The sequence below is a fragment of the Ruegeria sp. YTSA064 genome, assembly GCF_059610325.1.
Map to the genome: position 1 here is coordinate 46,711 of NZ_JBXWNK010000010.1, position 22,217 is coordinate 68,927.

General features: G+C 56.3%; 24 protein-coding genes. 12 read left to right on the forward strand and 12 right to left on the reverse strand.

Annotated features, from left to right (window positions below; all coding sequences use genetic code 11):
- Positions 1-11 precede the first annotated feature (11 nt).
- The gene (locus AC2FI7_RS15605; protein WP_010438341.1) at positions 12-905 is read left to right on the forward strand and encodes a TIM barrel protein; all 894 of its coding nucleotides are present in this window, start codon (positions 12-14) and stop codon (positions 903-905) included.
- Between the two features lie 13 nt (positions 906-918).
- On the forward strand, positions 919-2,052 hold the full coding sequence (locus AC2FI7_RS15610; protein WP_010438344.1) for a Gfo/Idh/MocA family protein: 1,134 nt from the start codon (positions 919-921) through the stop codon (positions 2,050-2,052).
- Positions 2,053-2,054: 2 nt separating this feature from the next.
- Here AC2FI7_RS15610 and AC2FI7_RS15615 read toward each other — a convergent pair whose 3' ends face one another.
- The gene (locus tag AC2FI7_RS15615; RefSeq protein ID WP_010438347.1) at positions 2,055-3,053 is read right to left on the reverse strand and encodes a LacI family DNA-binding transcriptional regulator; all 999 of its coding nucleotides are present in this window, start codon (positions 3,051-3,053) and stop codon (positions 2,055-2,057) included.
- Positions 3,054-3,241: 188 nt separating this feature from the next.
- On the opposite strand from AC2FI7_RS15615, the gene AC2FI7_RS15620 reads away from it, so the two are divergent.
- From AC2FI7_RS15620 to AC2FI7_RS15630, 3 genes are all read left to right on the forward strand, one after another.
- The gene (locus AC2FI7_RS15620) at positions 3,242-4,192 is read left to right on the forward strand and encodes a sugar ABC transporter substrate-binding protein (protein WP_029621694.1); all 951 of its coding nucleotides are present in this window, start codon (positions 3,242-3,244) and stop codon (positions 4,190-4,192) included.
- Positions 4,193-4,278: 86 nt separating this feature from the next.
- Positions 4,279-5,403 (forward strand): ABC transporter permease, encoded by a 1,125-nt coding sequence (locus AC2FI7_RS15625; protein WP_010438354.1) that lies wholly within the window; start codon positions 4,279-4,281, stop codon positions 5,401-5,403.
- Between the two features lies 1 nt (position 5,404).
- On the forward strand, positions 5,405-6,193 hold the full coding sequence (locus AC2FI7_RS15630; protein ID WP_010438358.1) for an ATP-binding cassette domain-containing protein: 789 nt from the start codon (positions 5,405-5,407) through the stop codon (positions 6,191-6,193).
- 36 nt (positions 6,194-6,229) lie between these two features.
- Here the strand turns inward: AC2FI7_RS15630 and AC2FI7_RS15635 are convergent, their stop codons facing one another.
- From AC2FI7_RS15635 to AC2FI7_RS15655, 5 genes are read right to left on the reverse strand one after another with little or no spacing between them, the layout of a single operon-like run.
- Positions 6,230-6,772, reverse strand: a complete 543-nt coding sequence (locus AC2FI7_RS15635; RefSeq protein ID WP_010438359.1) for a DUF3833 domain-containing protein — start codon at positions 6,770-6,772, stop codon at positions 6,230-6,232.
- Entirely contained in the window at positions 6,769-7,386 is a 618-nt protein-coding gene (locus AC2FI7_RS15640; protein WP_010438361.1) for a DUF3833 domain-containing protein, read from the reverse strand. The genes AC2FI7_RS15635 and AC2FI7_RS15640 overlap by 4 nt, the downstream gene beginning before the upstream one ends.
- The gene (locus AC2FI7_RS15645; RefSeq protein WP_496815735.1) at positions 7,383-8,606 is read right to left on the reverse strand and encodes an MFS transporter; all 1,224 of its coding nucleotides are present in this window, start codon (positions 8,604-8,606) and stop codon (positions 7,383-7,385) included. Before AC2FI7_RS15645 ends, AC2FI7_RS15640 begins: the two co-directional genes overlap by 4 nt.
- Positions 8,606-9,142 carry a hypothetical protein gene (locus AC2FI7_RS15650; RefSeq protein ID WP_010438367.1) on the reverse strand — a complete coding sequence of 179 codons (537 nt, stop codon included), beginning with the start codon at positions 9,140-9,142 and terminating at the stop codon, positions 8,606-8,608. Before AC2FI7_RS15650 ends, AC2FI7_RS15645 begins: the two co-directional genes overlap by 1 nt.
- Complete coding sequence (locus tag AC2FI7_RS15655) at positions 9,099-10,427, reverse strand: NAD(P)/FAD-dependent oxidoreductase (RefSeq protein ID WP_010438369.1); 1,329 nt, start codon at positions 10,425-10,427, stop codon at positions 9,099-9,101. Before AC2FI7_RS15655 ends, AC2FI7_RS15650 begins: the two co-directional genes overlap by 44 nt.
- Before the next feature lie 182 nt (positions 10,428-10,609).
- Between AC2FI7_RS15655 and AC2FI7_RS15660 the strand changes: the two genes are divergently transcribed.
- Positions 10,610-11,335 (forward strand): SDR family NAD(P)-dependent oxidoreductase, encoded by a 726-nt coding sequence (locus AC2FI7_RS15660; RefSeq protein WP_010438371.1) that lies wholly within the window; start codon positions 10,610-10,612, stop codon positions 11,333-11,335.
- Positions 11,336-11,337: 2 nt separating this feature from the next.
- Here the strand turns inward: AC2FI7_RS15660 and AC2FI7_RS15665 are convergent, their stop codons facing one another.
- On the reverse strand, positions 11,338-11,625 hold the full coding sequence (locus AC2FI7_RS15665; RefSeq protein WP_010438373.1) for an I78 family peptidase inhibitor: 288 nt from the start codon (positions 11,623-11,625) through the stop codon (positions 11,338-11,340).
- A 129-nt stretch (positions 11,626-11,754) separates the two neighbouring features.
- On the opposite strand from AC2FI7_RS15665, the gene AC2FI7_RS15670 reads away from it, so the two are divergent.
- A complete protein-coding gene (locus AC2FI7_RS15670; protein ID WP_010438374.1) occupies positions 11,755-12,867 on the forward strand; it encodes an S-(hydroxymethyl)glutathione dehydrogenase/class III alcohol dehydrogenase in 1,113 nt (370 codons plus the stop codon).
- Positions 12,868-12,922: 55 nt separating this feature from the next.
- On the opposite strand, the gene AC2FI7_RS15675 is transcribed toward AC2FI7_RS15670, so the two are convergent.
- Positions 12,923-13,861, reverse strand: a complete 939-nt coding sequence (locus AC2FI7_RS15675) for a DMT family transporter (protein ID WP_010438376.1) — start codon at positions 13,859-13,861, stop codon at positions 12,923-12,925.
- Between the two features lie 197 nt (positions 13,862-14,058).
- Here AC2FI7_RS15675 and AC2FI7_RS15680 point away from each other — a divergent pair, with 197 nt between their 5' ends.
- Entirely contained in the window at positions 14,059-14,526 is a 468-nt protein-coding gene (locus AC2FI7_RS15680; protein WP_029621695.1) for a DUF1203 domain-containing protein, read from the forward strand.
- Here the strand turns inward: AC2FI7_RS15680 and AC2FI7_RS15685 are convergent.
- Positions 14,523-15,515 (reverse strand): ABC transporter ATP-binding protein, encoded by a 993-nt coding sequence (locus AC2FI7_RS15685; RefSeq protein WP_037320699.1) that lies wholly within the window; start codon positions 15,513-15,515, stop codon positions 14,523-14,525. The two genes, AC2FI7_RS15680 and AC2FI7_RS15685, sit on opposite strands and share 4 nt — an antisense overlap.
- Positions 15,516-15,602: 87 nt before the next feature.
- Between AC2FI7_RS15685 and AC2FI7_RS15690 the strand changes: the two genes are divergently transcribed.
- The 3 genes from AC2FI7_RS15690 (at position 15,603) to polA (ending at position 19,400) form a co-directional block, all read left to right on the forward strand.
- A complete protein-coding gene (locus AC2FI7_RS15690) occupies positions 15,603-15,788 on the forward strand; it encodes a zinc-finger domain-containing protein (protein WP_010438384.1) in 186 nt (61 codons plus the stop codon).
- 40 nt (positions 15,789-15,828) lie between these two features.
- Complete coding sequence (locus AC2FI7_RS15695) at positions 15,829-16,494, forward strand: YrbL family protein (protein ID WP_010438386.1); 666 nt, start codon at positions 15,829-15,831, stop codon at positions 16,492-16,494.
- 104 nt (positions 16,495-16,598) lie between these two features.
- On the forward strand, positions 16,599-19,400 hold the full coding sequence (gene polA, locus AC2FI7_RS15700) for a DNA polymerase I (RefSeq protein WP_010438387.1): 2,802 nt from the start codon (positions 16,599-16,601) through the stop codon (positions 19,398-19,400).
- 44 nt (positions 19,401-19,444) lie between these two features.
- Here the strand turns inward: polA and AC2FI7_RS15705 are convergent, their stop codons facing one another.
- Positions 19,445-19,675 (reverse strand): DUF2798 domain-containing protein, encoded by a 231-nt coding sequence (locus AC2FI7_RS15705; protein ID WP_010438389.1) that lies wholly within the window; start codon positions 19,673-19,675, stop codon positions 19,445-19,447.
- A gap of 71 nt (positions 19,676-19,746) precedes the next feature.
- Positions 19,747-20,502, reverse strand: coding sequence for a hydroxypyruvate isomerase family protein (locus AC2FI7_RS15710; RefSeq protein ID WP_010438392.1), 756 nt, complete (start codon positions 20,500-20,502; stop codon positions 19,747-19,749).
- Between the two features lie 178 nt (positions 20,503-20,680).
- Here AC2FI7_RS15710 and AC2FI7_RS15715 point away from each other — a divergent pair, with 178 nt between their 5' ends.
- A complete protein-coding gene (locus AC2FI7_RS15715) occupies positions 20,681-21,655 on the forward strand; it encodes a DMT family transporter (protein WP_496833496.1) in 975 nt (324 codons plus the stop codon).
- On the opposite strand, the gene AC2FI7_RS15720 is transcribed toward AC2FI7_RS15715, so the two are convergent.
- The gene (locus AC2FI7_RS15720; RefSeq protein WP_170780241.1) at positions 21,613-22,191 is read right to left on the reverse strand and encodes a DUF1285 domain-containing protein; all 579 of its coding nucleotides are present in this window, start codon (positions 22,189-22,191) and stop codon (positions 21,613-21,615) included. The genes AC2FI7_RS15715 and AC2FI7_RS15720 overlap by 43 nt on opposite strands.
- Between the last annotated feature and the right edge of the window lie 26 nt (positions 22,192-22,217).

Consider the following 22,217-nt stretch of genomic DNA (forward strand, 5'->3'; position numbering starts at 1 on the left):
GACAAGACAAGATGAGCATCAGAATTGGTAATGCGCCCTGTTCCTGGGGCGTGGAATTCGCGCTGGACCCGCGCAATCCGCATTGGAAAACCGTTCTCAGCGACTGTGCCCAGGCTGGGTACAAGGGCATCGAACTGGGCCCAGTGGGCTTTATGCCTGAAGACCCAGCAGTTCTGGCCGATGCGCTTGCCGAGCATGATCTGGAATTGATCGGGGGCGTGGTGTTCCGCAACTATCATGACCCCAACGCGTGGGAGGATGTGCTGGATGCCACTCATCGTACCGCCCGCGCGTTGAAGGCGCATGGGGCACAGCATCTGGTGTTGATCGATGCGATCTCACCCCGTCGCGCACCAACCGCAGGTCGCGCCGATGAAGCCGAGCAGATGGATAAGGCCGAGTGGACGGCATATCGCGACCGGATCGCCGAAAGCGCACGCATTGGCGCGGAAGAATACGGGCTGACGGTGGGCATGCACGCCCATGCGGCAGGTTTCATGGACTTTGAGCCGGAACTCATTCGATTGCTGGATGAAGTCGATGAAAACCTTCTGAAAATCTGCTTCGACACCGGGCATCATTCTTATGCCGGGTTTGATCCGGTTGGTTTCATGCAGCGCTACGTTGATCGGATCTCGTATATGCACTTCAAGGATATTTCGCCAACCGTGAAGGCGGATGTCATTGCCAACCGGACGGGCTTCTACCATGCCTGCGGGCAGGGGATTTTCTGCAATCTGGGTGAAGGCGACGTAGACTTCCCGTCGGTCCGTCAGGTGCTGCTGGATGCAGGCTTCACCGGGTGGTGCACGGTTGAACAGGACTGCGATCCTACACTCGATCCTGATCCAGTCGGCGACGCGCGGAAGAACCGCGAATACCTCGAATCCATTGGTTTCAATTGAGGAGGCCAAGACCATGACCAAGCTGAAATGGGGCATGATTGGCGGCGGCGAAGGCAGCCAGATCGGACCGGCGCACCGCTTGGGCGCGCTGGCGGACGGGCATTTCGAATTCGCTGCTGGGGCGCTGGATCACCGGCCCGATGTTGGTCGCGAATACGCGCAAAGGCTGGGCATCGCGGCAGATCGTGCCTATGGCGATTGGACCGAGATGTTGGCAGGTGAGCGCGGACGCGAAGACCGGATCGATCTGGTCACCGTGGCCACGCCCAATGCCACGCATTTTGAGATCACCAAGGCATTCCTTGAGGCCGGGTTCAATGTGCTTTGCGAAAAACCCATGACCATGACCGTGGAGGAGGGCGAAGAGATCGTCAAAGTTGCCGAGAAATCCGGCAAGATTTGCGCGGTAAACTATTGCTATTCGGCCTATCCGATGGTGCGTCAGGCCCGTGCGATGGTGCGCGCCGGTGAGATCGGCAAGGTCCGTCTTGTCGTCACCAATTTCAGCCATGGCCATCATGGGGATGCCACTGATGCCGACAATCCGCGCGTCCGCTGGCGCTATGATCCGGCGATGGCGGGCGTGTCTGGGCAGTTCGCAGATTGTGGAATCCATGCAATGCATATGGCTGGTTTTATCGCCGATGATGAGGTTGAGACTCTGTCGGCGGATTTCGCTTCAACCATCGGTAGCCGCGAGCTGGAAGATGACGCCATGGTCAACTTCCGGACACAGAAAGGCGCAGTTGGAAGGTTGTGGACTTCGTCTGTCGCCATCGGTCGGCAGCACGGGTTCGACATTCAGGTGTTTGGGGAAACAGGCGGCTTGCGCTGGGCGTCCGAGCAGCCAAATCAGTTGATCTATACGCCTGTTGGCGGTCGCATGCAGATCATCGAAAAAGGTGAGGGCGGTTTGCACGAAGAGGCTCAGCGCCTAAGCCGCGTGGCGATTGCGCATCCTGAAGGGTTCCCGTTGGCGGTTGCCAATATCTATTGCGATCTGGCGGATGCCATATCCGGAGATACCCGTGACGGTCTGCCGAATGCTGCAGACGGCGTGCGGTCGATGGCAGCGGTGCATACTGCGGTCGAGTCGGCAAAACAGGGCAGCGTGTGGATGGATGCGCGCCCACCGATGTTCCGATAAATTTAAGGGACGGGGCGCAACGTGCCCCGTTCCACCACCGAGCAGGGAAAGATGCGCGCTTCAGGGTATCGGTCAGGCTCGTTCAGGGTCGCCACCATCAACTCGATCGAGGAACTGACGATCTGGCGGATTGGCTGATGGATCGTGGTGAGGTCGATATTCTCCCACCGCGCCATTTCCATGTCGTTCAGGCCAATGATGCCAATATCCTCGGGCACGTTTAGGCCACTATCCAAAATCGCGGACAACACTCCGATGGACAATACGTCATCACCGCAGAAATAGGCATCAGCCCGTTCAGACTTCAAAAGGCTCAGCATTTCCTGACGACCTGCGTCGAATGAGTAGGCCTCGGCAAATGAGCAGGTCACAGTGATCTGAGGGTGCAGCGCCATTTCTGACATGAAGCCCGCATGGCGATCTTGTGTAGAAGTTGCGGCTTCGGGTCCGCCAAGGAAGGCCACCTTTCCATATCCGCGTGCAACAAGTTCGCGCGCCGCCATGCGCCCGCATTCCACGTTGTCGATGCCCACAACATGAACCTGGGGTGACGAAGAGGACCTGCCGAAACTGTGAACCACCGGTACACCTGCATCGCGAAACGCTTTGGCAAAACCAGGTGGCAACGTCGAGGATGCCACCACGACGCCATCAACCGAATACTGCCGTAACATACGAACCGAGTTTGCCGGATCTACCTCATCGGTTAGGTTCACCAGCAACGGGCGCAGGCCGCGGTCCTGTAGACCGCGGGTAAAAAGGTCGAAGACTTCAAGAAAAATAGGGTTGTGAAAGTTGTTCGAGACCAGCCCGATCAGTTTTGTACGTCCTGTTGTCAGCGAGGACGCCAGGGCGTTTGGGCTGTATCCCAGCTCTCGCGCGGCCTTCTCAACCTTGCGACGCATTTTGTCGGAAACCGAGGCTCCATCGGTGAAAGTGCGCGACACAGCGGACCGGGAAACCCCCGCGCGTTCTGCAACCTCTTTCAATGTGACAGCCATATTCCGCCTGACCTTTCTAAGTTTTTAGCAGCCCTTTTACCCGTATTCTCTGGCAGATACAGTATGAAACACTTCTATTATGTTTTGCAACCGGTTGCAAAAAGATATCAGATATGTTCTAAATCGAGTCGGAGAGGTTCGGAGAAAAAACCTCATTCCGGGAAAACGATATGTTTTGGGAGGACATTATGACTTCACTGACGAAGAAGCTGGCACTGGCCGCTGTCGTCGCAGCGACGCCTTTGATCGCAGCCACGAGCGCTGCGGCTGAGGGTGAGAAATACATTCTGGTTAGCCACGCCCCTGACAGCGACAGCTGGTGGAATACCATCAAGAATGGTATCGCGCTTGCGGGCGACCAGATGGGTGTCGAGGTTGAATATCGCAACCCGCCTACCGGCGACCTTGCCGATATGGCGCGGATCATCGATCAGGCCGCGGCCTCGGGACCGAATGGGATCATTACCACGCTGGCGGACTATGACGTGTTGAGTGGTCCAATCAAATCGGCCGTGGATTCGGGTGTAGACGTGATCATCATGAATACCGGCACCCCGGATCAAGCGCGTGAAGTTGGCGCTCTGATGTATGTTGGTCAGCCCGAATATGACGCCGGCTTCGCCGCAGGCCAGCGGGCCAAAGGCGACGGAATCGGCTCGTTCCTGTGCGTGAACCACTATATCGTGCAACCCTCCAGCCAGGAACGCTGCCAGGGTTTTGCAGACGGTCTGGGGATCGAACTGGGCGATCAGATGATTGACGCCGGTCAGGACCCTGCCGAAATTAAGAACCGTGTGCTGGCCTATCTGTCGGCGAATCCGGATACGGATGCCGTGCTGACGCTTGGCCCGACCTCGGCTGATCCGACTATCCTGGCCCTGGAAGAAAACGGCATGGCTGGTGACATCTATTTCGGCACCTTCGATCTGGGTGGTGAAATCGTCAAAGGCATCAAGTCCGGCGTGATCCAGTGGGGTATCGACCAGCAACCCTTCCTGCAGGCATATCTGCCGGTTGTTGTTATGGCAAACTACCACCGCTACGGTGTTCTACCAGGCAACAACATCAACTCGGGCCCCGGTTTCGTAACTGCAGACGGTCTGAGCAAAATCGAAGAATTCGCTGGCGAGTACCGCTAATTCTTTAAACGCGGGCACCCTGAGCATGGGGTGCCCGTTTTGACTTTCAGACGCAAAATCACTGCATAACTCGGAGGGGCGTTCTTATGAGCGAGTCTGCTCAAAATACGGCTGTAACCGACGAACGGATCAAAGAGATTTCTCCGCTGCGCAAGGCGCTGATCCGGCCGGAACTTGGCGGAATGGTCGGCACGGTCGCTGTGTTCACCTTTTTCCTGCTCTTTGCTTTCGACAGCGGGATGTTTAACGCACAGGGCATGATGAACTGGTCGGTTGTATCAGCGCAGTTCATGATCATTGCCGTGGGTGCTTGTCTTCTGATGATCGCCGGTGAGTTTGACCTGTCAGTCGGTTCGATGATCGGCTTTTCAGGGATGATGATCGCAATCTTTTCGGTCACACTGGCCTGGCCGGTCTGGATGGCCATCATCGTTACCTTCGCCATGGCATTGGCAATTGGCGCGCTGAATGGTTGGATCGTGATCCGTACAGGGCTTCCCAGCTTCATTGTCACCCTGGCCTTCTTGTTTATCCTGCGTGGTTTCACAATCTTCCTGCCGCAGGTGATCGAACGCAAAACCATCATTGGTGGTGTAAAGGACGCGGCCGAGGGTGATTGGCTGGCGCCAATCTTTGGCGGCAAAATCCTGCAAGGTTTCTTTCAGTGGATGGGGGACGCCGGGATCATCGCCGTGTTCGAACGCGGCACGCGTCAAGGTCAGCCCGTCGTGGATGGGGTTCCGATGCTGATTGTCTGGGCGATCGTGTTGATCATCTTTGGCCATGTGTTGCTGACCAAAACCAAATTCGGAAACTGGATTTTCGCGTCGGGTGGTGATGCTGAGGCGGCCCGTAACTCGGGTGTTCCCGTGAACCGGGTCAAAATTCTGATGTTCATGTTCACCGCCTTCTGCGCCACGATCTTCGCCGTCTGTCAGGTCATGGAGTTCGGATCCGCTGGTGCCGATCGGGGTCTGCTGAAAGAGTTCGAAGCGATCATTGCCGTTGTCATCGGTGGCGCGCTTCTGACCGGAGGCTACGGTTCGGTTCTGGGTGCTGCGCTTGGCGCGTTGATCTTTGGCGTCGTGCAGCAGGGCTTGTTCTTTGCCGGGGTCGAAAGCTCACTGTTCCGGGTGTTCCTGGGTGTGATCCTTCTGGGGGCCGTGATCCTTAACACCTATATTCGCCGCATCATCACAGGGGAGCGTTGATATGAATCCCGAACATGCACCCATCATCCAGATGAAGAACATCGAAAAGCACTTTGGCAGCGTGATCGCACTGGCAGGTGTCTCGGTGGATGTGTTCCCCGGTGAATGTCATTGTCTTCTTGGCGATAACGGCGCGGGTAAGTCGACCTTCATCAAGACTATGTCCGGGGTACACCAGCCCACGCATGGCGAGATTCTGTTTGAAGGCCATCCCATGCATTTCGCGGACCCGCGCGATGCGATCGAAGCCGGGATCGCGACAGTCCACCAGCATCTGGCGATGATCCCTCTGATGTCGGTTTCTCGCAACTTCTTCATGGGCAACGAGCCGGTCAAGAAGGTCGGTCCTATCCAGCTTTTCGATCATGACTATGCCAACAAGGTCACGATGGAAGAAATGAAGAAGATGGGCATCAACCTGCGTGGACCCGATCAAGCGGTTGGCACGTTATCGGGTGGTGAACGCCAAACTGTTGCCATTGCGCGTGCTGTGCATTTCGGGGCTAAGGTGTTGATCTTGGACGAACCGACTTCGGCCCTTGGTGTGCGCCAAACGGCCAACGTGCTGGCGACGATCGACAAAGTGCGCAAGCAGGGCATTGCCGTTGTCTTCATCACCCATAACGTTCGTCATGCATTGGCAGTGGGTGACCGATTCACGGTTCTAAACCGTGGCCAGACGCTAGGCACAGCGCAGCGTGGCCAGATCACCCCGGAAGAGCTGCAGGACCTGATGGCCGGTGGTCAGGAAATGGTCGAGTTGGAAGGCAGCTTGGGCGGAACTGTTTGAGCTTATTACACCCCGCTGGCTGTACTGGCGGGGTGGCTACTTTTTCTCAAAGAACAAAATGACCTCACCCAACCTCACGCCATATCGTGAGACATAGGCTCGGTTCAGTAGCCGGTCATCGGACAAGAGCCACATCCAGTCATCGAAATTGACCCGCATGGTGCCGTCTTTAACCGGCAGATCGATTTTGTATTTCCAGTTAAACGTATCGCCTCGCTCAACCCCGCTGGCAGTGCCCAGCACACCGGGCGCGGTGCCGGTCCAAGTGTCTTCGCCGGTTTTGGTCAGAGTCCAAATCCGTTGCTCGGTGGCGCCATCGTCGTAGACGAAATCCTCAACAAGCGTCAGGGTCTCACCGTCCCACTTGCCGTCGATATCGACCGTGAAGCGACGAGGGACGTTGCCAAGCAAATCCTGAAACTGGCCGTAGGCGACGGTCTTACCTTCAAAGAATTCCTCAAGGTTCAACTGACGGTCTGACAGGAACGTGTTAGGGACGCGGGGTTTGCCCGAGCAGGCGGTGAGCGTCGCCAGCCCCGCGAGGGCGACGATCGCAACAAGCGTGCGGCGAGTGATCATTGCAAAACCCGCATATCAGAGTCTGAATCATGCCCATTTGCACCATGCAGATGGGTCGACTTGACCTCGGGGGCCGGGCGCATTGTGGCGACCAACTCGGCAACTTTGATCCCGAATTTGCGCATCTCGGAACGGTTCATGATCACCCCATTTTCGGTGAGGTACATCCAGTCCGTCACATCCAGTGTGTGCCCGCCCGCATCGTCGGGCAGGATGATGCGATAGGTCAGTTTTACGGTCGCGCCCGAGATCACACCTTTGCCTTCGCCCACAATATCATCCGCCGTTGCGGTGAAGGTGTTTCCGGTGCCCAGCGTCAGATGCCATTTGCGGGCCATATGTTTGCCATTGGAATAAGTGAAATACTCGGACAACGTGCCGGTGTTGCCCTCCCATTCGCCGACCATTCGCGCGACAAAGCTGTTCGACATCTTGCCGTTCGGGCCATAGATCAGCCCCTCCGACAGGATCTCTCCATTCAGGTTCTTCTTCAGCGAAAACTCAGGCCCGGTCCCGCTGTAGTCGGACGGTGATTGCGACCGGAAGCTGAGGAAACGGTTCTTCACAGCGAACACCGCAAATATGGCGAGAAGACAGAACAGGAGCGTTTTCATTTGGCAGAGACCTCTGTCGGGAGCGTCAGGACCAAGCCAAACGCTCCAAGTTTAAGAATGCAAGGCAGGACAGCATAGGCGAGGGTGAGTGTGTTCAAAGCCTCAGCCGAATTGGCCTGTCCGGGTGTAAAGCCGCTGCGTTCCAGTAGCGGCAGAGTGAAAAAGGCAGCCAGCGCGAGTCCAAGCTTGCCTGCGAAGGACCAGATGCCGAACGCGGCAGATGCGTTCAACCCAGCGCGGGTTAAAACGACCGAGAACATGGCGGGCAGCACCACCATGTCCGCCCCCAAAGCGGCGCCGGATGCCAGGCAGATGATCGCGAATCCGGCTAGATTACCGGGGGCCAGAAGCGCAGCCCCGACAAAACCGACAATGGCCAGCGGCATGGCAATCATCAGAGTCTGTTTCGGGCCAATCCTGTTGCTGAGCTTTGCCCAGAACGGCACGCTGAGCCCCGCGCTGAGAAAGAACAAGATCAGCAAAGGCCCCGCTTTGCCAGGCAGTTGCAGCCGGTCTTCAACAAAGAACAGGAACAGGGTTGAGGTGATCGCGACGGGCAGGCTATTCACCAACGCAAGAGCGAGTAGACGCAAAGCACCGGACCGTCCAAGGACCGCGAAAGACAGCCCGTGCCCAGTGATTGGCGTGCGTCGCCACATTGGCAATGTCACGGCCAATGTCACGACCGCCAGAATTCCCAGGAACAGACCAAAGGCCGGATATCCTTGTGCACCAGCACCAACGGCTACGAACAGGGCGGGTGCAGCGGCGGCGATTATCACGCCGGTCAGTTGCCCGCCCTCTCGGAAGGCAGCCAGCGTCATTAACTCTTTCGGGTTGGCCTGTTTTGCAAGAGTCGCGCTGCGTCCGTAGAGCAGGATGGTTCCGAGGCTGTAGGCTGAAAACAAAAGGATCAAAATAGATACTAATACGGGGATACTGGCCCCTTCCGGCAGTCCGAAAAGCAACGGAAATCCGACCGCCAGGCCCAGCGCTGCGGCGGTGGCGAACAGGATCTGCCTGCTTGGCCAGTGATCAATCGCCCAGCCGATTAGTGGATCCTGCACCAGATCAACTAGCCGGATGACCAGCAGAACGGTGCCGATCACTCCTAGCCCAATACCGAGGTTCACGGCCGCAAACCGAGGCAAATGGATGTATAGCGGGATACCCGCCGCAGCCAGCATCAACGCATAGAGACTGACCCGCGGATACAGCATCAGTTGCCTCGCAATGTCCGGGTGAATGATGCCGACCGGGTGTTGTCGCCCAAAAAGATCGACATGAAGCTGCGTTTGATGCCCGGATAGGATATGGTGCAAACTTTGCGCCCGTTCAGCCAGAACCCAACCTTGTTTGGCCCTTGCGAGATCGCAAGATAGCGATCGCCTTTGCTGACGGCGTCGAAACAGACATCAAGTTGGCTGCGCACGGGGGCGGCACGTCCGATCCGCTTCATCTCGTCCAATGTGGAGTTCACCAGAGCCTTTTTGGACAGGTTTCGGCGATAGCGCAGTTCAAGCCCGAAATCCTGGCTCCAATTCAGAGGCGTGCCGCCTGGGGTGAACAGCTGCGCATCATAGATTGGGAAACCCAAATAGCGGAACGTCGCTGAGCCGCGTAACTCAGCATCGTTTAGGGCACCAAAAACGGGTGACGCTGCCGGTGCTCCGGGGGCCAGAAGCACCAGCGACACCAGTGTCGCGGCGAGTTTAGGCTGAGGCAGGAACGGCGAGTTCTTTTTCAGAGATATCATTGTCAGCTCCGATTATCTGCGGGGTGCCAGTTATGCGCTCAACCACGTGCATGGCACTGGCGATCCCGTCTTCGTGAAAGCCATGCCGGTTATAGGCACCAGCAAACCAGGTTCGGTTCTGTCCCTGCATCTGACGAATCTGCCCTTGAGCACGCAAGGCGGCTTTGTCGAATACCGGGTGGGCGAATTCGACCTCGTCATAGATTTTGTCCGCAGGAATGTCTGATGCGGCGTTCAGGGTCACGAACAGCGGATCACTGTCGGGAATGTTCTGTAGCCGGTTCATCCAATATGTGACCCCAACATTGCCTTTTTGCGACCGGTAGGTCCAACTGGACCAGCAGGCACGCCGACGTGGCATCTGGCGGGGATCACAGTGAAGAATGGCTTTGTTCGGTTGATACTTGATCGCACCGAGAGCATGTTTTTCCGCCTTTGTCGCCGCATCACCTAAAATGGCAAGGGACTGGTCTGAATGGGTGGCCATAATGATCTCATCAAACAAATCAGTCTCGCCGCCTGCATGTACGGTGACGCCCAGATCATGCCGTTCAATCCCTTGTACGGGTGAAGCTAGACGAATATCGCTGCCTCGCTTGCGCAAAGCTGCCTCGATCCGACGGACATATTCGATGCTGCCGCCTTTCACGGTGTACCACTGATGCTGATTGGCGCGGCCGGAAGCCAGCAGAGCATGGTTGCGGAAGAACTGGACCAGAGAGCGGGCGGGGAATTGATCGACAAACTCAACCGGTGTTGACCAGATCGCGCCGCACATCGGCATCAGGTAATTGTGCCGGAACCAGTGGCCGAGGCGCAGCTGATCCACCAGCTCTCCGATAGTGGTGTCATCGTCCTGCGCGGCTTCGGGGGCTTCTTTTCCAAAGCGCAGGATGTCGGCGATCATCTTGTAATAGGCCGGACGCGCAAGATTGCGTTTCTGCGCCGTCAGTGTGCGCAGGTTGTTCAGCCCGTATTCGATGCGGCCATTGTCGATGGTGGCGCCAAAGCTCATTTCGCTTTTTGTGACGGGCACGTTCAATTTATCGAACAATCGCGTCAGATAAGGGTAGGTGACGTAGTTAAAGACGATAAAACCGGTATCGACCGGCTGATCACCATTCTTACCGGCCATTACCGTACGGGCATGGCCACCAAGTCGAGGTTCAGCCTCGAACACGGTGACATCGTGATTTTCAGAAAGGTAATAAGCTGCGGAGAGACCTGAAATGCCTGCACCAATAACTGCTATTTTCTTGCGTACGCACCGGGTTTCGTCGAACATTCCATCCTCGTTATTTGGCTTTTACAATAGGATACGCTGGGAATGGTGCACTGGATCAACCGGAGTAGAAGTTTTTTTCCATCGTACTACGTAATGATGACTGCCCTATGCTCAGAACACTACGCGTGATCCAAAGTAATCATCGCGCCGTATTGAACTTAGCGGTGCGAAAAGGCCCTTAAATGAGCAAATTTGACGGAAAGACCTATTGGATCATCGGTGCCAGCGAAGGGCTAGGCAAAGCGCTGGCCGAGGCGCTTAGCCGTCAAGGTGCGCATCTTATCTTGTCGGCGCGCAATGCATCACGACTGGCCGAGATTTGTGAGAAGTTGCCCAATACACGTGCTGTCCCATTTGATGTGACCGATCTTGATGCTGTCTGCCGTGCTGTGGTTGAGGTCGGCGCATTTGATGGGCTTGTTTACAATGCGGGCACCTATGATCCGATCAATACGGCCGATTGGAACACCGAAGCTGCCTTGGTGATCAGTGACGTTAATTATTTCGGCGCATTGCGTGTTCTGGGCGAAACGGTGCCTGACTTAATTCAGAAGGGAAATGGAGACATCACCCTGATCGGATCGCTAGCCGGGTATCATGGGCTTCCCAATGCGATCTCTTACGGCTCCAGCAAAGCTGCCCTGATCTCGCTGGCCGAGACGATGCGCCATGATTTGGCAGGTACAGGCGTCACTGTCCGGATCGTCAATCCGGGATTCATCAAAACCCGTCTAACCAACAAGAACAGTTTCAACATGCCCATGTTAATGACGCCCGAAGATGCTGCTGATCGGGTGGTCCGGGCGATGTCCCAACGCCGATTCCGTACCGATTTTCCGGCCCCATTTTCTTGGATTATTCGCCTGATCGACTACGTGCCTGACATTCTGGTCTATCGGGGCAAGTGATTTCATCCGCAGGTAAGTCTTTGAATGGTGCCTGAGCCATTCACATAGACGTTTAGCCGATCGATGCGATAATCCTGAGTGGCGATATCATCCGGGCCCAGAACGCGTGACCGTTCGGGAAGCTGCGCCTGTATGGTTGAGACCGGCTGGCCGATTGCATCAGCAAAAGGTTCACCCTTACAGAAGGCCAAATCGACAGCCACATCTTCCGCTGCAAGCGTATCATTTTGCGGGACAGAGCCTTCGGTACATGCGGTTAATAGGATCAGGATCGGAAAAAAACGGTACATTGGCGCAGGACTTTCTGGTGGTGTCGTTTCTGAAATATCAAAGATTTAGCCAACCTGTCACGAAAGTGCAGTTGAAAAAACCCTGCAATTGACGCAGGGTCGGGCAAAATAGACAGGGAGATATGCACCATGCGAACCCGTGCAGCCGTTGCCGTTCAGGCAGGCAAACCTTTGGAAGTGATGGACGTGAACCTTGAAGGCCCCAAAGCGGGTGAGGTTCTGGTCGAGATCAAGGCGACAGGCATCTGTCACACCGATGAATTCACCCTGTCTGGGGCGGATCCTGAGGGCCTGTTTCCCGCCATTCTGGGCCACGAAGGTGCAGGTGTGGTGGTCGAGGTTGGTCCGGGCGTGACCAGCCTAAAGCCGGGTGATCACGTCATTCCGCTTTACACTCCTGAATGTCGTGAGTGTGAATACTGCCTGCACCCAAAGACCAACCTGTGCCAGGCAATCCGTGAGACGCAGGGCCAAGGCCTCATGCCCGATGGCACTTCGCGTTTTTCGACTCTGGATGGCGATCCGATCCTGCACTACATGGGTTGCTCGACCTTCTCGAACCACACGGTTCTTCCGGAAATCGCGCTGGCCAAAGTGCGCGAGGACGCGCCTTTCGACAAGATTTGCTATATCGGCTGCGGTGTGACGACCGGCATCGGTGCGGTGATCAATACCGCCAAGGTGGAAATCGGCAGCCGGGCCATCGTGTTCGGTCTGGGCGGTATCGGCCTGAACGTCATTCAGGGTCTGCGTCTTGCCGGAGCTGATCAGATCGTCGGTGTCGACCTCAACCCGGCCAAGGTGGAAATGGCCACCAAGTTTGGCATGACTGATTTCGTGAATCCGTCTGAAGTGGAAGGCGATCTGGTGCCTTATCTGGTTAACCTAACCAAGGGCGGCGCGGATTATACCTTTGACGCCACCGGTAATGTTGGCGTGATGCGCGCTGCACTTGAGTCGGCCCACAAAGGCTGGGGTGAATCGATCATCATCGGCGTGGCGCCTGCAGGTGCCGAAATCTCGACCCGTCCGTTCCAACTGGTCACCGGTCGTTCTTGGCGTGGTACCGCATTTGGCGGCGCGCGTGGCCGGACCGACGTTCCGAAGATCGTCGATTGGTACATGGACGGAAAAATCGAGATTGATCCAATGATCACACACACCATGGGCCTGGATGACATCAACCACGGCTTTGACCTGATGCATAAGGGTGAGAGCATCCGATCGGTCGTCGTTTACTAAGGCTCTAAACCAATCGAACAAGCAGATGCGGCGCGCTTTCGGGCGCGCGCCGCTTTCATTCTCCCGGTCGTGTTGCGCCTGTGTCCGAGCGTGGGGATCGCACGCGCAATACCGGCGTATTGGCCGAAGTCGTGTTCGCCCGGCTTTCACGCCAAACCACAAAAACACCAGAAGCGATGATGATGCTTGCGCCGACCGCGACCCAGATATCCGGGTGTTCGCCAAAGAATATTACGCCGAAAATCGTAGCCCAGATGATTTGGCTGTACTGACTGGGGGCAACGGCCCCTGCCGGAGCGGCTCGGTAGGCGAGGATGATCAGGTGTTGTGCAATCACTGAGAGCACGCCGACCAATGCCATCATCGCCAGATGCAGCAGTGAGGGTGGTTGATACACTGCTGGTTGGGCGATGCTCATGACCACAATGGCGAGCAGCATCGGGTAGAGGATCAGAACAGCCGACCGCTCTTCATTGCCGATCTTGCGGACCAGAACCGAGGCGAACGCGCTGCAGAAGGCTGCGGACAGGGCTGCCAGATGGCCCAATGTAATATCGGTTGCGCCTGGGCGCAGGACGATCAGGACACCGATCAGGCCGACACCGACTGCAGCCCATCTCTGAGCGCGGACCACTTCGCCAAGAATTGGGATCGAGAGGACGGTAACGATCAGAGGGAAGGAAAACAGCAGCGAATAGACCTCGGCCAACGGCAGGACCGAAAAGGCGTAGAACGCGCAGGACATCGCAGTGACCATCAAGGCGGATCGCAGCAACACCAGCCAAGGGTGGTGCGGCAAGAAGTTGCCAGTTGTTCTGTCAGCCAGAATAGTCACTGCCATCGGAACGAACGAAAACAAAGTGGCAAAGAAAATAATCTGCAATACCGAATAGGTACCGCCCAACACTTTGATGAACACATCATGGGTGGCAAAGACGGCAAAGCCCAGGAACGCAAAGGCTAGCCCACGAAGGGTGGAGTTCTGAGCGCTCATGTCAGAGGCCTCAATCACGGAAGAATTCGTTTGGGGTGTTTGTTGGTTGCTTAGACTCAATTTGCCGCGACGGGTAGCCCTAATTTTACCGCTAACATCTCTTGGCAAGCTGCATTGCAAAATTTGCAATGCGCAGGAAACGGGTCGAACCAGCGGTAAGCGATGGTCATGATCTCTCAAAATCAAGGAGATACATCATGTACAGGATTTCAGCGTTACCGACCGAACAGGTTCAAGCCTACCGTTTCGGCAGGCCTGATGGTTATGGAAACCCGCCAGAGCGCGCAATTTCTGACGGTGGGGGAAATCCTTGCCGTCATTGCTTGAAATACATACCGGAGGGCAAAGAGATGCTAGTACTAGCGCATAGGCCCTTTGCGGAAACTCAGCCCTATGCGGAAACCGGCCCGATCTTTCTATGTGCCGAACCTTGCGCGCGCCACGAGGATGAAGATGGGGTTCCCGAAACGCTGATCAGCTCGCCGAACTACTTGATCAAAGGGTATGGATCGGACGATCGTATCGTCTATGGTACCGGCATCATTGCGCCTCAAGCGCAGTTTCAGGAAGCGGTCGCGAACATATTTGACCGTGCCGACGTTGCATACATCCATGTCCGATCAGCGCTGAACAACTGCTATCACACGCGGATCGATCGTGCCTAAAGTTTGACGCGGTGCATCCCGCGACGCGGTTGGTTCGGGTCGTCGACTGGCAGGTCGTCGGCCCGGCTGGACGTGAGAGCGAGGAACACATCCTCAAGATCGGCCTCTTCAGTTCGCACATCCTGAATGCGGATACCGGCCTGACGTACTGCCTCCAGTACCTGCTCAGCCGTGGTCAGATTGCTGTGATACTGTAGCACAAGATCGCCATTCTCACGTTGTGCCGCAGTCACGTTTTCTGCCGTTGGAAGAGCCTGAATAGGGCGATCCGGCACAATCACCATGGTCCTGCTGTCCATGCGGCCCAACAGATTTGCGGTGCTGTCCTGAGCGATCTTTTCGCCGTGATTGATGATGGCGATCTCGTCACACATCTCCTGCGCTTCTTCCAGGTAATGCGTGGTCAGTATGATGGTCATGCCCTGTTCGTTCAGCTTGCGCACATTGGCCCACAGCATCTGCCGTAGTTCGATATCCACGCCCGCGGTCGGCTCGTCCAACACCAGGATTTTCGGATGATGCACCAACGCCTTCGCCAGCAGCAGACGCCGCCGCATGCCTCCCGACAGCGTGCGGGCATAGGCCTCGGCCTTGTCGGCAAGCCCTACGAGGTCGAGGATTTGGTCGCTGCGCCGGTCTGCCTTGGAAATACCATACAGTCCGGCCTGAACCTCCAATGCGCCGCGCGGCGTGAAGAATGGATCAAGGTTCAATTCTTGCGGCATTACACCGATGGCGGCGCGGGATTGGCGCGGGTTCCGATCCTGATCAAAGCCCCAGATCGAGACGCTGCCCGAGGTTTTGACCACCAGCCCCGCCAGAATGTTGATGAGAGTCGATTTACCGGCGCCGTTAGGGCCAAGCAGGCCGAACACTGATCCCCGGGGCACTGTCAGATCGATACCTTTCAGCGCCTGCTTCTCGGGCTGGCCCTTGCTGCCGCGATAGGTCTTGCGCAGTGATTTGATTGTGATTGCCGCATCGGACATGTGGCCCTTGCCCCCGGTTTGCTCATCGCCCATAAACGCACCTAATACATGCCCGCGAGGCCGACAACCAAAGAAGGATCGCCAGCCGTGACCATCGAAGCGCCGGAAACCAAAATCGTGGAAACCACCCGCGTCGCCTGTGATGGCGGCGAGGGCGCGCTCGGCCATCCGCGTGTCTGGCTGCAGATTCCTGAAGACACTGGTTGGGTCGAGTGCCCTTATTGCGATTGCAAATACCTGCTGCGCGGTGCGATCTCTGGCCAGGACGCTTAAGGGCGGCCAGACGGCAGGCGGTCGTAATTGGCGAGGATAGATGATGCTGTTCACAGCCAAAACGATTGACCTTTACGAGAGCCAGCCAATTGCCAACGGGACCGTACGCAGTGTCTTTGATTTTCCCGGACAACCCAACCTTCTGATCAAGGTTTTCACCCGATCTCAAGACCGCGTTTCGCACAGGCTTGGCAAGCGACTGGTGTGGAGACTTTTCCCCGAGGCGCAATATCGCAGCACCCTGAAAGAACTGGAATGCGAGCTTCGCGTGTCGCTGAAACTCGGGGTGGATATTGAACGCTCCCCCCTGTCCAGAATGTTGGGCGTGGTTCAGACAACGCGCGGGGCGGGCGTGGTTGTGGAGCGCATCGCAGGCCTTGATGGCGGGCTTGCGCCTAAGCTTAGTGAAGTCAGTCGCGGCGGGTTGGACGCCACGGCGTTGGAGGCGCTAAATGTCTTTGTCGGGCAGATGTTCGACCTTCATATTGTCGCGCGCGACATTAAACGCTCGAATATCGTATTCGGGACGCGGGGCGCCGGCCCAGCCTGTTTCCTGATCGACGGATATGGAGAGCGGAACCTCATCCCGCTGCGTAGCCTGTCCCGACGTCTTAATGATCGCTCGCTGAATAAACAGTTTGCGTTGATTGCGCAAAAAGCGGGTTTGACGTGGAATGCGGATAAGCGCAATTTTTCGAATAGCTAAGGCCAGATTTCGGGCAAATTAGGTCGCAACGAATTGGCCAAGCGGCCTCGTCTTTCGTTCAGCCCTTCTGTACAACTTGGCGCAACCCAGCGCAGGAGCCTCATATGACTAGCACCCAATTCGGAAAAGGCTGCCATCTGCATCTCATTGATGGATCAGCTTTTATCTTCCGCGCCTATCATGCGCTGCCGCCTTTGACGCGGAAATCGGATGGGTTGCCGATTGGGGCCGTGTCGGGATTCTGCAATATGCTGCAGAAATATGTCGAAGGAAATTCCGGTCCTGATGCGCCGACTCATGTGGCAGTGATCTTTGACAAAGGCTCGCACACGTTCCGGAACGATCTGTACGACCTCTACAAAGCCAATCGTGATGCGATGCCCGAGGATTTGCGCCCGCAGATGCCCCTGACTCGCGAAGCCACGAAGGCCTTCAATATCGCCTGCAAAGAGCTTGAGGGGTACGAGGCCGATGACATCATCGCCACCCTCGCCGTTCAGGCGCGTGAGGCCGGTGGGCGGGTAACCATTGTCAGCTCTGACAAGGATCTCATGCAGCTGGTGGGCGGCGGTGTTGAGATGCTGGATGCGATGAAGAACAAGCGCATTGATCGCGATGGAGTCGTCGAGAAGTTTGGCGTCGGGCCCGAACGAGTTGTGGATGTGCAGGCTTTGGCCGGGGATTCGGTGGATAACGTGCCGGGTGCCCCAGGCATTGGTGTGAAAACGGCGGCGCTGTTAATCAATGAATATGGCGATCTCGAAACCCTGCTTGATCGCGCGGAAGAGATCAAACAGCCCAAGCGTCGTCAGACCCTGATCGAAAAGCGCGACCAGATCGAGCTGTCGAAGAAGCTGGTGCAGTTGGACGAAAACACCCCACTAGATTTCACGCTGGATGATTTGGAGGTGAAAGATCCCGATGCAGAGACCCTGCTGGGTTTTCTCGCTGAGATGGAGTTCCGCACCCTCACCAAGCGCATCGCCGACAAGCTGGGGGCCGAAGCCCCGGTGATCGCAGATGCCCCAGCGCCTGTTGAAGCGGAAGAGGCCGAGGCCCTGCCGTTTGACGCCTCGAAATACGAATGCGTGCGCGATGCTGCTGCTTTGCAGAAATGGATCGATCAGGCCTATGAACGTGGCTGGATCGCGGTAGATACAGAGACCACCGGCCTGAATGAAATGATCGCCGATCTGGTGGGTATCTCTCTATGTGTAGAGGCCGGTGAGGCTTGCTACATCCCGTTGACCCATCGCGAAAGCGCGACCGATGATCTGTTTGGCTCCGACGCGATGGCCGATGGACAGATGCCGATGGATGAGGCTTTAAACCTGCTGAAACCGATTTTTGAGGATCCATCGATCCTGAAGATCGGACAGAACATGAAATACGACGCCAAGATCTTCAAGCGATACGGCGTCGACGTCGCCCCCATCGATGACACGATGCTAATGTCATACGCCATGCACGGCGGTGAGCATGGCCATGGCATGGATACGCTGTCGGAACGCTATCTGAGCCACACGCCGATCCCGATCAAGCCATTGCTGGGGTCCGGCAAGTCGGCGATCACCTTCGACAAGGTTCCGATTGACGAGGCTACTGCCTATGCCGCCGAAGACGCGGATATCACCCTGCGTCTGTGGGAGCTGTTCAAGCCTCAACTGCATCAGGTGCAGGTTACCACGGTTTACGAAACCCTCGAACGTCCATTGGTGCCGGTTCTCAAAGAAATGGAGATGCATGGCATCAAGGTCGACCGCGATGTTCTCAGCCGGATGTCAAACGCATTTGCGCAGAAAATGGCCGGGTTAGAGGCTGAAATTCACGAATTGGCTGGTGAGAGCTTTAACGTTGGTTCGCCTGCGCAGCTGGGCGAGATCCTGTTCGACAAGATGGGGCTTGAGGGAGGTAAGAAAGGCAAAACCGGGAAATATTCGACCGGGGCCGATATCTTGGAGGATCTTGCCACCGAACATGAACTTCCCCGTCGGGTGTTGGACTGGAGGCAGCTCTCCAAGCTTAAATCAACCTATACCGACGCGCTGCAAACACATATCAATCCGGATACAGGCCGTGTGCATACGTCTTATTCGATCACCGGGGCGAACACGGGCCGTCTTGCCTCAACTGATCCCAACCTACAGAACATCCCGGTACGGACGGAAGAAGGGCGTCGCATTCGTGAGGCGTTTATTGCTGAGCCGGGCAATGTAATGGTCAGTTTGGACTACAGCCAGATCGAGCTGAGGATATTGGCTCATATTGCTGATATTTCGACCCTGAAGCAGGCGTTTTCGGATGGTTTGGATATTCATGCCATGACCGCATCCGAGATGTTCGATGTGCCCTTGGATGAGATGACGCCTGATATCCGCCGTCAGGCAAAGGCGATCAACTTTGGTGTGATCTATGGCATCTCGGGTTTTGGCTTGGCCCGTAATCTGCGCATACCGCGCGCCGAGGCGCAGGGGTTCATTGATCGCTATTTCGAACGTTTCCCAGGCATTCGGACCTATATGGACGACACTGTCGCATTCGCCAAAGAGCATGGCTATGTGCAGACTCTGTTTGGGCGGAAGATCCATACGCCAGAAATAAACGCAAAAGGCCCGCATGCAGGCTTCTCAAGAAGGGCCGCGATTAATGCTCCAATTCAGGGTACGGCAGCGGACGTGATCCGCCGCGCGATGGTGCGGATGCCTGGCGCGATCGAGGGATTGCCTGCCAAAATGCTGCTGCAGGTTCATGACGAATTGTTGTTCGAGGTGGCTGAGGATGCCGTGGATCAAACGATCTCAATCGCGCGCGATGTGATGGAGGGGGCGTCAGACCCGGCTGTCAAACTGGACGTTAAACTGTCTGTAGACGCCGGTCAGGGTGCAAACTGGGCCGAAGCGCACTAAGGGCGGCCTGCTCATCAGGCCCTGCGGGCCCTCTTTGCTGCGGGTCAGGCCTCGGGCCTGACCAGGCGCGCGATTAGTCGTTTTACGGATGGACCCAGCGTCAGGATTACTGTGAAGGCGATTGGCCAGCAAAATGCCCATGAACCCATCCAATCGGCGAAAGTCGACGGACCGAAGCCAATAGCTTTGACCGTCGCGATTCCCGTGACGACGCAAGACATCAGGCCCGACATGATCAGGGCGAACAAAGCATTGGCAAATCGGGCGGGGATCATGAGTGCTGTCCTTGGGTGTCGACGTTTTAATTGCGACATTTCAGGAAGAAAATCCAGCCTTCTTCATGGCTTTACTGACGTAACCAGATCAAAGTGTCTTGGGTTCGCCGAGTTGTGGGCGTGTATTCGGCGCTGACCCAACCCTGATAATCTGATTGATCCATCGCCTTGAACAGGGCTGCGAAATCCATCTCACCTCGTCCGGGTTCCGAGCGATCTGGCGCGGCCCCAATCTGTGCGTGGACGATCTGAGCCTTGAAGCGGTCCCAGATTGTAAGCGCGTCGCCGTGGATCATTTGCGCGTGAAAGCTGTCATATTGCAGGCCAACATTTGGCCGTTCAACGTGATCGAGAACTTCTGCGGCAAGCTCATAGTCATTCAGGAAGTAGTGAGGCTGTGAAACGGGATTAAGTGGTTCGATCGTGAACATTTGGTCGGGCGCGAAATCTGCGGCCCATCGCAGGTTTTCAACAAAGCACGCAAGTGCTTCTTCTCCCGAGGCGTATCCCGCCATTACATGGATATATTGAGGCATTAGAACTTTAGCATAGCGCAGAACGCGCCGGATGTCGGATTGAAACCGGGCTGTGCCACCGGGAACGGCCGCATATCCCGGCTCGCCACCAGTATAGTTTGGCGGTGGAGCGTTGATCAGCACCAGATCAAGCCCGTTTGCCAATAGCGCCCTGCGGGTTTCCTTGGCTGCCAGATCGTAAGGAAACAGAATTTCAACCGCCGTAAACCCGGACTGTGCGGCGGCTGAAAACCGGTCGAGATAGGGCAACTCTGTAAATAACAGCGAAAGATTGGCGGCAAATTTGGGCATTGGGTGCGCGGTCTCCTGAGTGTCTGAGCATATCGACCAAGTTAGGCGGCTAAAAGAGTCGGAAAACGACAGTTTGTCGAAAATCGGCCAGATCAATGGCTGCGAATCAGAAAACCTTTGGTTCAAGCGGTGCCTCGGTGCAGGGGCTGCGTCAACAAAAGGTCTGAATACGATGGCAATGAGCCCTGAACCCGCGCGCGGGAACACCCTTGCTGTATCCGACAACAGTCAAGCCGCGTTTACCGGGAACACGTTAGCGGTAGCATCAATGTTGACCTGGGCTGCGGGTTTTCCAGCCGCCGAAGTTTTGCTGCAAACCTGGCCGCCAATAGCGCTGTTTGCGGCGCGTATGATGCTTGCGGTTCTGGTGATGGTGCCGATCTGGATACTGTTGGATGAGCCAGCGCGCGTTCTGCGCGCCCGCTGGGGGCATGCTTTTTTTGTTGGCGGCTTGGGAATTGGAACAGGGATGTTTCTAATCCTTGTCGCGCAAAAGCTGACCGACCCGGTCACGGTTGCAATCATCGCCTCTTGCGCACCTCTGATCGCGACGCTGTTGGAACTGGCAGCAGGGACACGACGATTGAGGTGGAAGTTTGCGATAGGTATGGGAATTTCGATCGTAGGCGGATTGATTGCGACCAGTGCCGTCGCGCCTGCGCAGTTGGGGATCGGTGCGGTTTGCGCAGTGGTGTCGACCGCGCTGTTCTGTTGGGCCAGCATGGCAACGGCGCGCGATTTCCCCGAGCTCAGCCAGCTGGGCCGTTGCACAATAACGCTTGTCGGAGGGTTGCTGACCGCGGTCGTACTGTTGCCGGTAGCCGGTTTTCTGGGGTTTGAAGTCATGCCCACACGGTCGGTCGACGCAGCACAGTTGGGAATGTTGGTTTTCTATGCACTGTTCTCACTGGGCCTGAGCCAATTTTTCTTCATCGCATCTGTTGGGAAATTGGGAGTGGCGCTGGCCTCATTCCATATCAACATCGCGCCATTTTACGTGATGGTGATCATGATGGCGTTGGGAGAGGAGTGGAACTGGACCCGTGCGCTGGGTGCGGCGATCGTGGCGCTGGCGGTGGTGTTGGCACAAGACCGAAAGCCGCGACCGGTTCAATCTTCAAGTGCAGCAGAGGCGATCAGCGGAAAAAACTGACCTTCAGACCAGACACCGAACCAACCGTCATGATGGTTGCCGATCTCAACCAATCGGTAAAAGCTCTTGCGATCGATGCGCGCCTCTAGGTTGTCGCGAACCAAAATGTAGGGTGACGGCTCATCTGTTTCCGCATCAAATACAATGCGGATTGGGTGATTAGGCCCAGCAGTGGCTGTATCGCCCACCTGCGTGGTAAACGTCAGGCGCTGGGAGTCGCTCTTACCATCCTGATCGAAATCGACGGCGATGAACGGCGCATCCTCGACGGTGATTCCCACCTTTTCGACCGGGGTAACCAGAAAATATTTGCCCTCTTCTTTCTTAAGAATTGAGGAAAATAGCTTCACAAGCTCGAACCGGGTGATGGGTGACCCTAGATAACTCCAAGAGCCATCTTTTGCGATCCGGATGTCCAGATCGCCGCAAAACGGAGGATTCCATAGGTGAACGGGCGGTAAACCCCGTGTTTTGGCCGCTTTGACCGAAGCCGCCAGGCCGTCTGGCGAAGGGGTCACGGGTTTTTGTCCGCTCATTGCTTTTGCCATTTCCTCTCAGCGCG

Coding starts and splice junctions, on each gene's coding strand:
- AC2FI7_RS15710 (WP_010438392.1), bottom strand. CDS start 20,502: ATGCCCAAATTTGCCGCCAATCTTTCGCTGTTATTTACAGAGTTGCCC.
- AC2FI7_RS15695 (WP_010438386.1), top strand. CDS start 15,829: ATGATGCTGTTCACAGCCAAAACGATTGACCTTTACGAGAGCCAGCCA.
- AC2FI7_RS15705 (WP_010438389.1), bottom strand. CDS start 19,675: ATGATCCCCGCCCGATTTGCCAATGCTTTGTTCGCCCTGATCATGTCG.
- polA (WP_010438387.1), top strand. CDS start 16,599: ATGACTAGCACCCAATTCGGAAAAGGCTGCCATCTGCATCTCATTGAT.
- AC2FI7_RS15625 (WP_010438354.1), top strand. CDS start 4,279: ATGAGCGAGTCTGCTCAAAATACGGCTGTAACCGACGAACGGATCAAA.
- AC2FI7_RS15685 (WP_037320699.1), bottom strand. CDS start 15,515: ATGTCCGATGCGGCAATCACAATCAAATCACTGCGCAAGACCTATCGC.
- AC2FI7_RS15675 (WP_010438376.1), bottom strand. CDS start 13,861: ATGAGCGCTCAGAACTCCACCCTTCGTGGGCTAGCCTTTGCGTTCCTG.
- AC2FI7_RS15665 (WP_010438373.1), bottom strand. CDS start 11,625: ATGTACCGTTTTTTTCCGATCCTGATCCTATTAACCGCATGTACCGAA.
- AC2FI7_RS15610 (WP_010438344.1), top strand. CDS start 919: ATGACCAAGCTGAAATGGGGCATGATTGGCGGCGGCGAAGGCAGCCAG.
- AC2FI7_RS15670 (WP_010438374.1), top strand. CDS start 11,755: ATGCGAACCCGTGCAGCCGTTGCCGTTCAGGCAGGCAAACCTTTGGAA.
- AC2FI7_RS15715 (WP_496833496.1), top strand. CDS start 20,681: ATGAGCCCTGAACCCGCGCGCGGGAACACCCTTGCTGTATCCGACAAC.
- AC2FI7_RS15680 (WP_029621695.1), top strand. CDS start 14,059: ATGTACAGGATTTCAGCGTTACCGACCGAACAGGTTCAAGCCTACCGT.
- AC2FI7_RS15650 (WP_010438367.1), bottom strand. CDS start 9,142: ATGATATCTCTGAAAAAGAACTCGCCGTTCCTGCCTCAGCCTAAACTC.
- AC2FI7_RS15655 (WP_010438369.1), bottom strand. CDS start 10,427: ATGTTCGACGAAACCCGGTGCGTACGCAAGAAAATAGCAGTTATTGGT.
- AC2FI7_RS15620 (WP_029621694.1), top strand. CDS start 3,242: ATGACTTCACTGACGAAGAAGCTGGCACTGGCCGCTGTCGTCGCAGCG.
- AC2FI7_RS15720 (WP_170780241.1), bottom strand. CDS start 22,191: ATGAGCGGACAAAAACCCGTGACCCCTTCGCCAGACGGCCTGGCGGCT.
- AC2FI7_RS15630 (WP_010438358.1), top strand. CDS start 5,405: ATGAATCCCGAACATGCACCCATCATCCAGATGAAGAACATCGAAAAG.
- AC2FI7_RS15660 (WP_010438371.1), top strand. CDS start 10,610: ATGAGCAAATTTGACGGAAAGACCTATTGGATCATCGGTGCCAGCGAA.
- AC2FI7_RS15605 (WP_010438341.1), top strand. CDS start 12: ATGAGCATCAGAATTGGTAATGCGCCCTGTTCCTGGGGCGTGGAATTC.
- AC2FI7_RS15615 (WP_010438347.1), bottom strand. CDS start 3,053: ATGGCTGTCACATTGAAAGAGGTTGCAGAACGCGCGGGGGTTTCCCGG.
- AC2FI7_RS15645 (WP_496815735.1), bottom strand. CDS start 8,606: ATGCTGTATCCGCGGGTCAGTCTCTATGCGTTGATGCTGGCTGCGGCG.
- AC2FI7_RS15640 (WP_010438361.1), bottom strand. CDS start 7,386: ATGAAAACGCTCCTGTTCTGTCTTCTCGCCATATTTGCGGTGTTCGCT.
- AC2FI7_RS15635 (WP_010438359.1), bottom strand. CDS start 6,772: ATGATCACTCGCCGCACGCTTGTTGCGATCGTCGCCCTCGCGGGGCTG.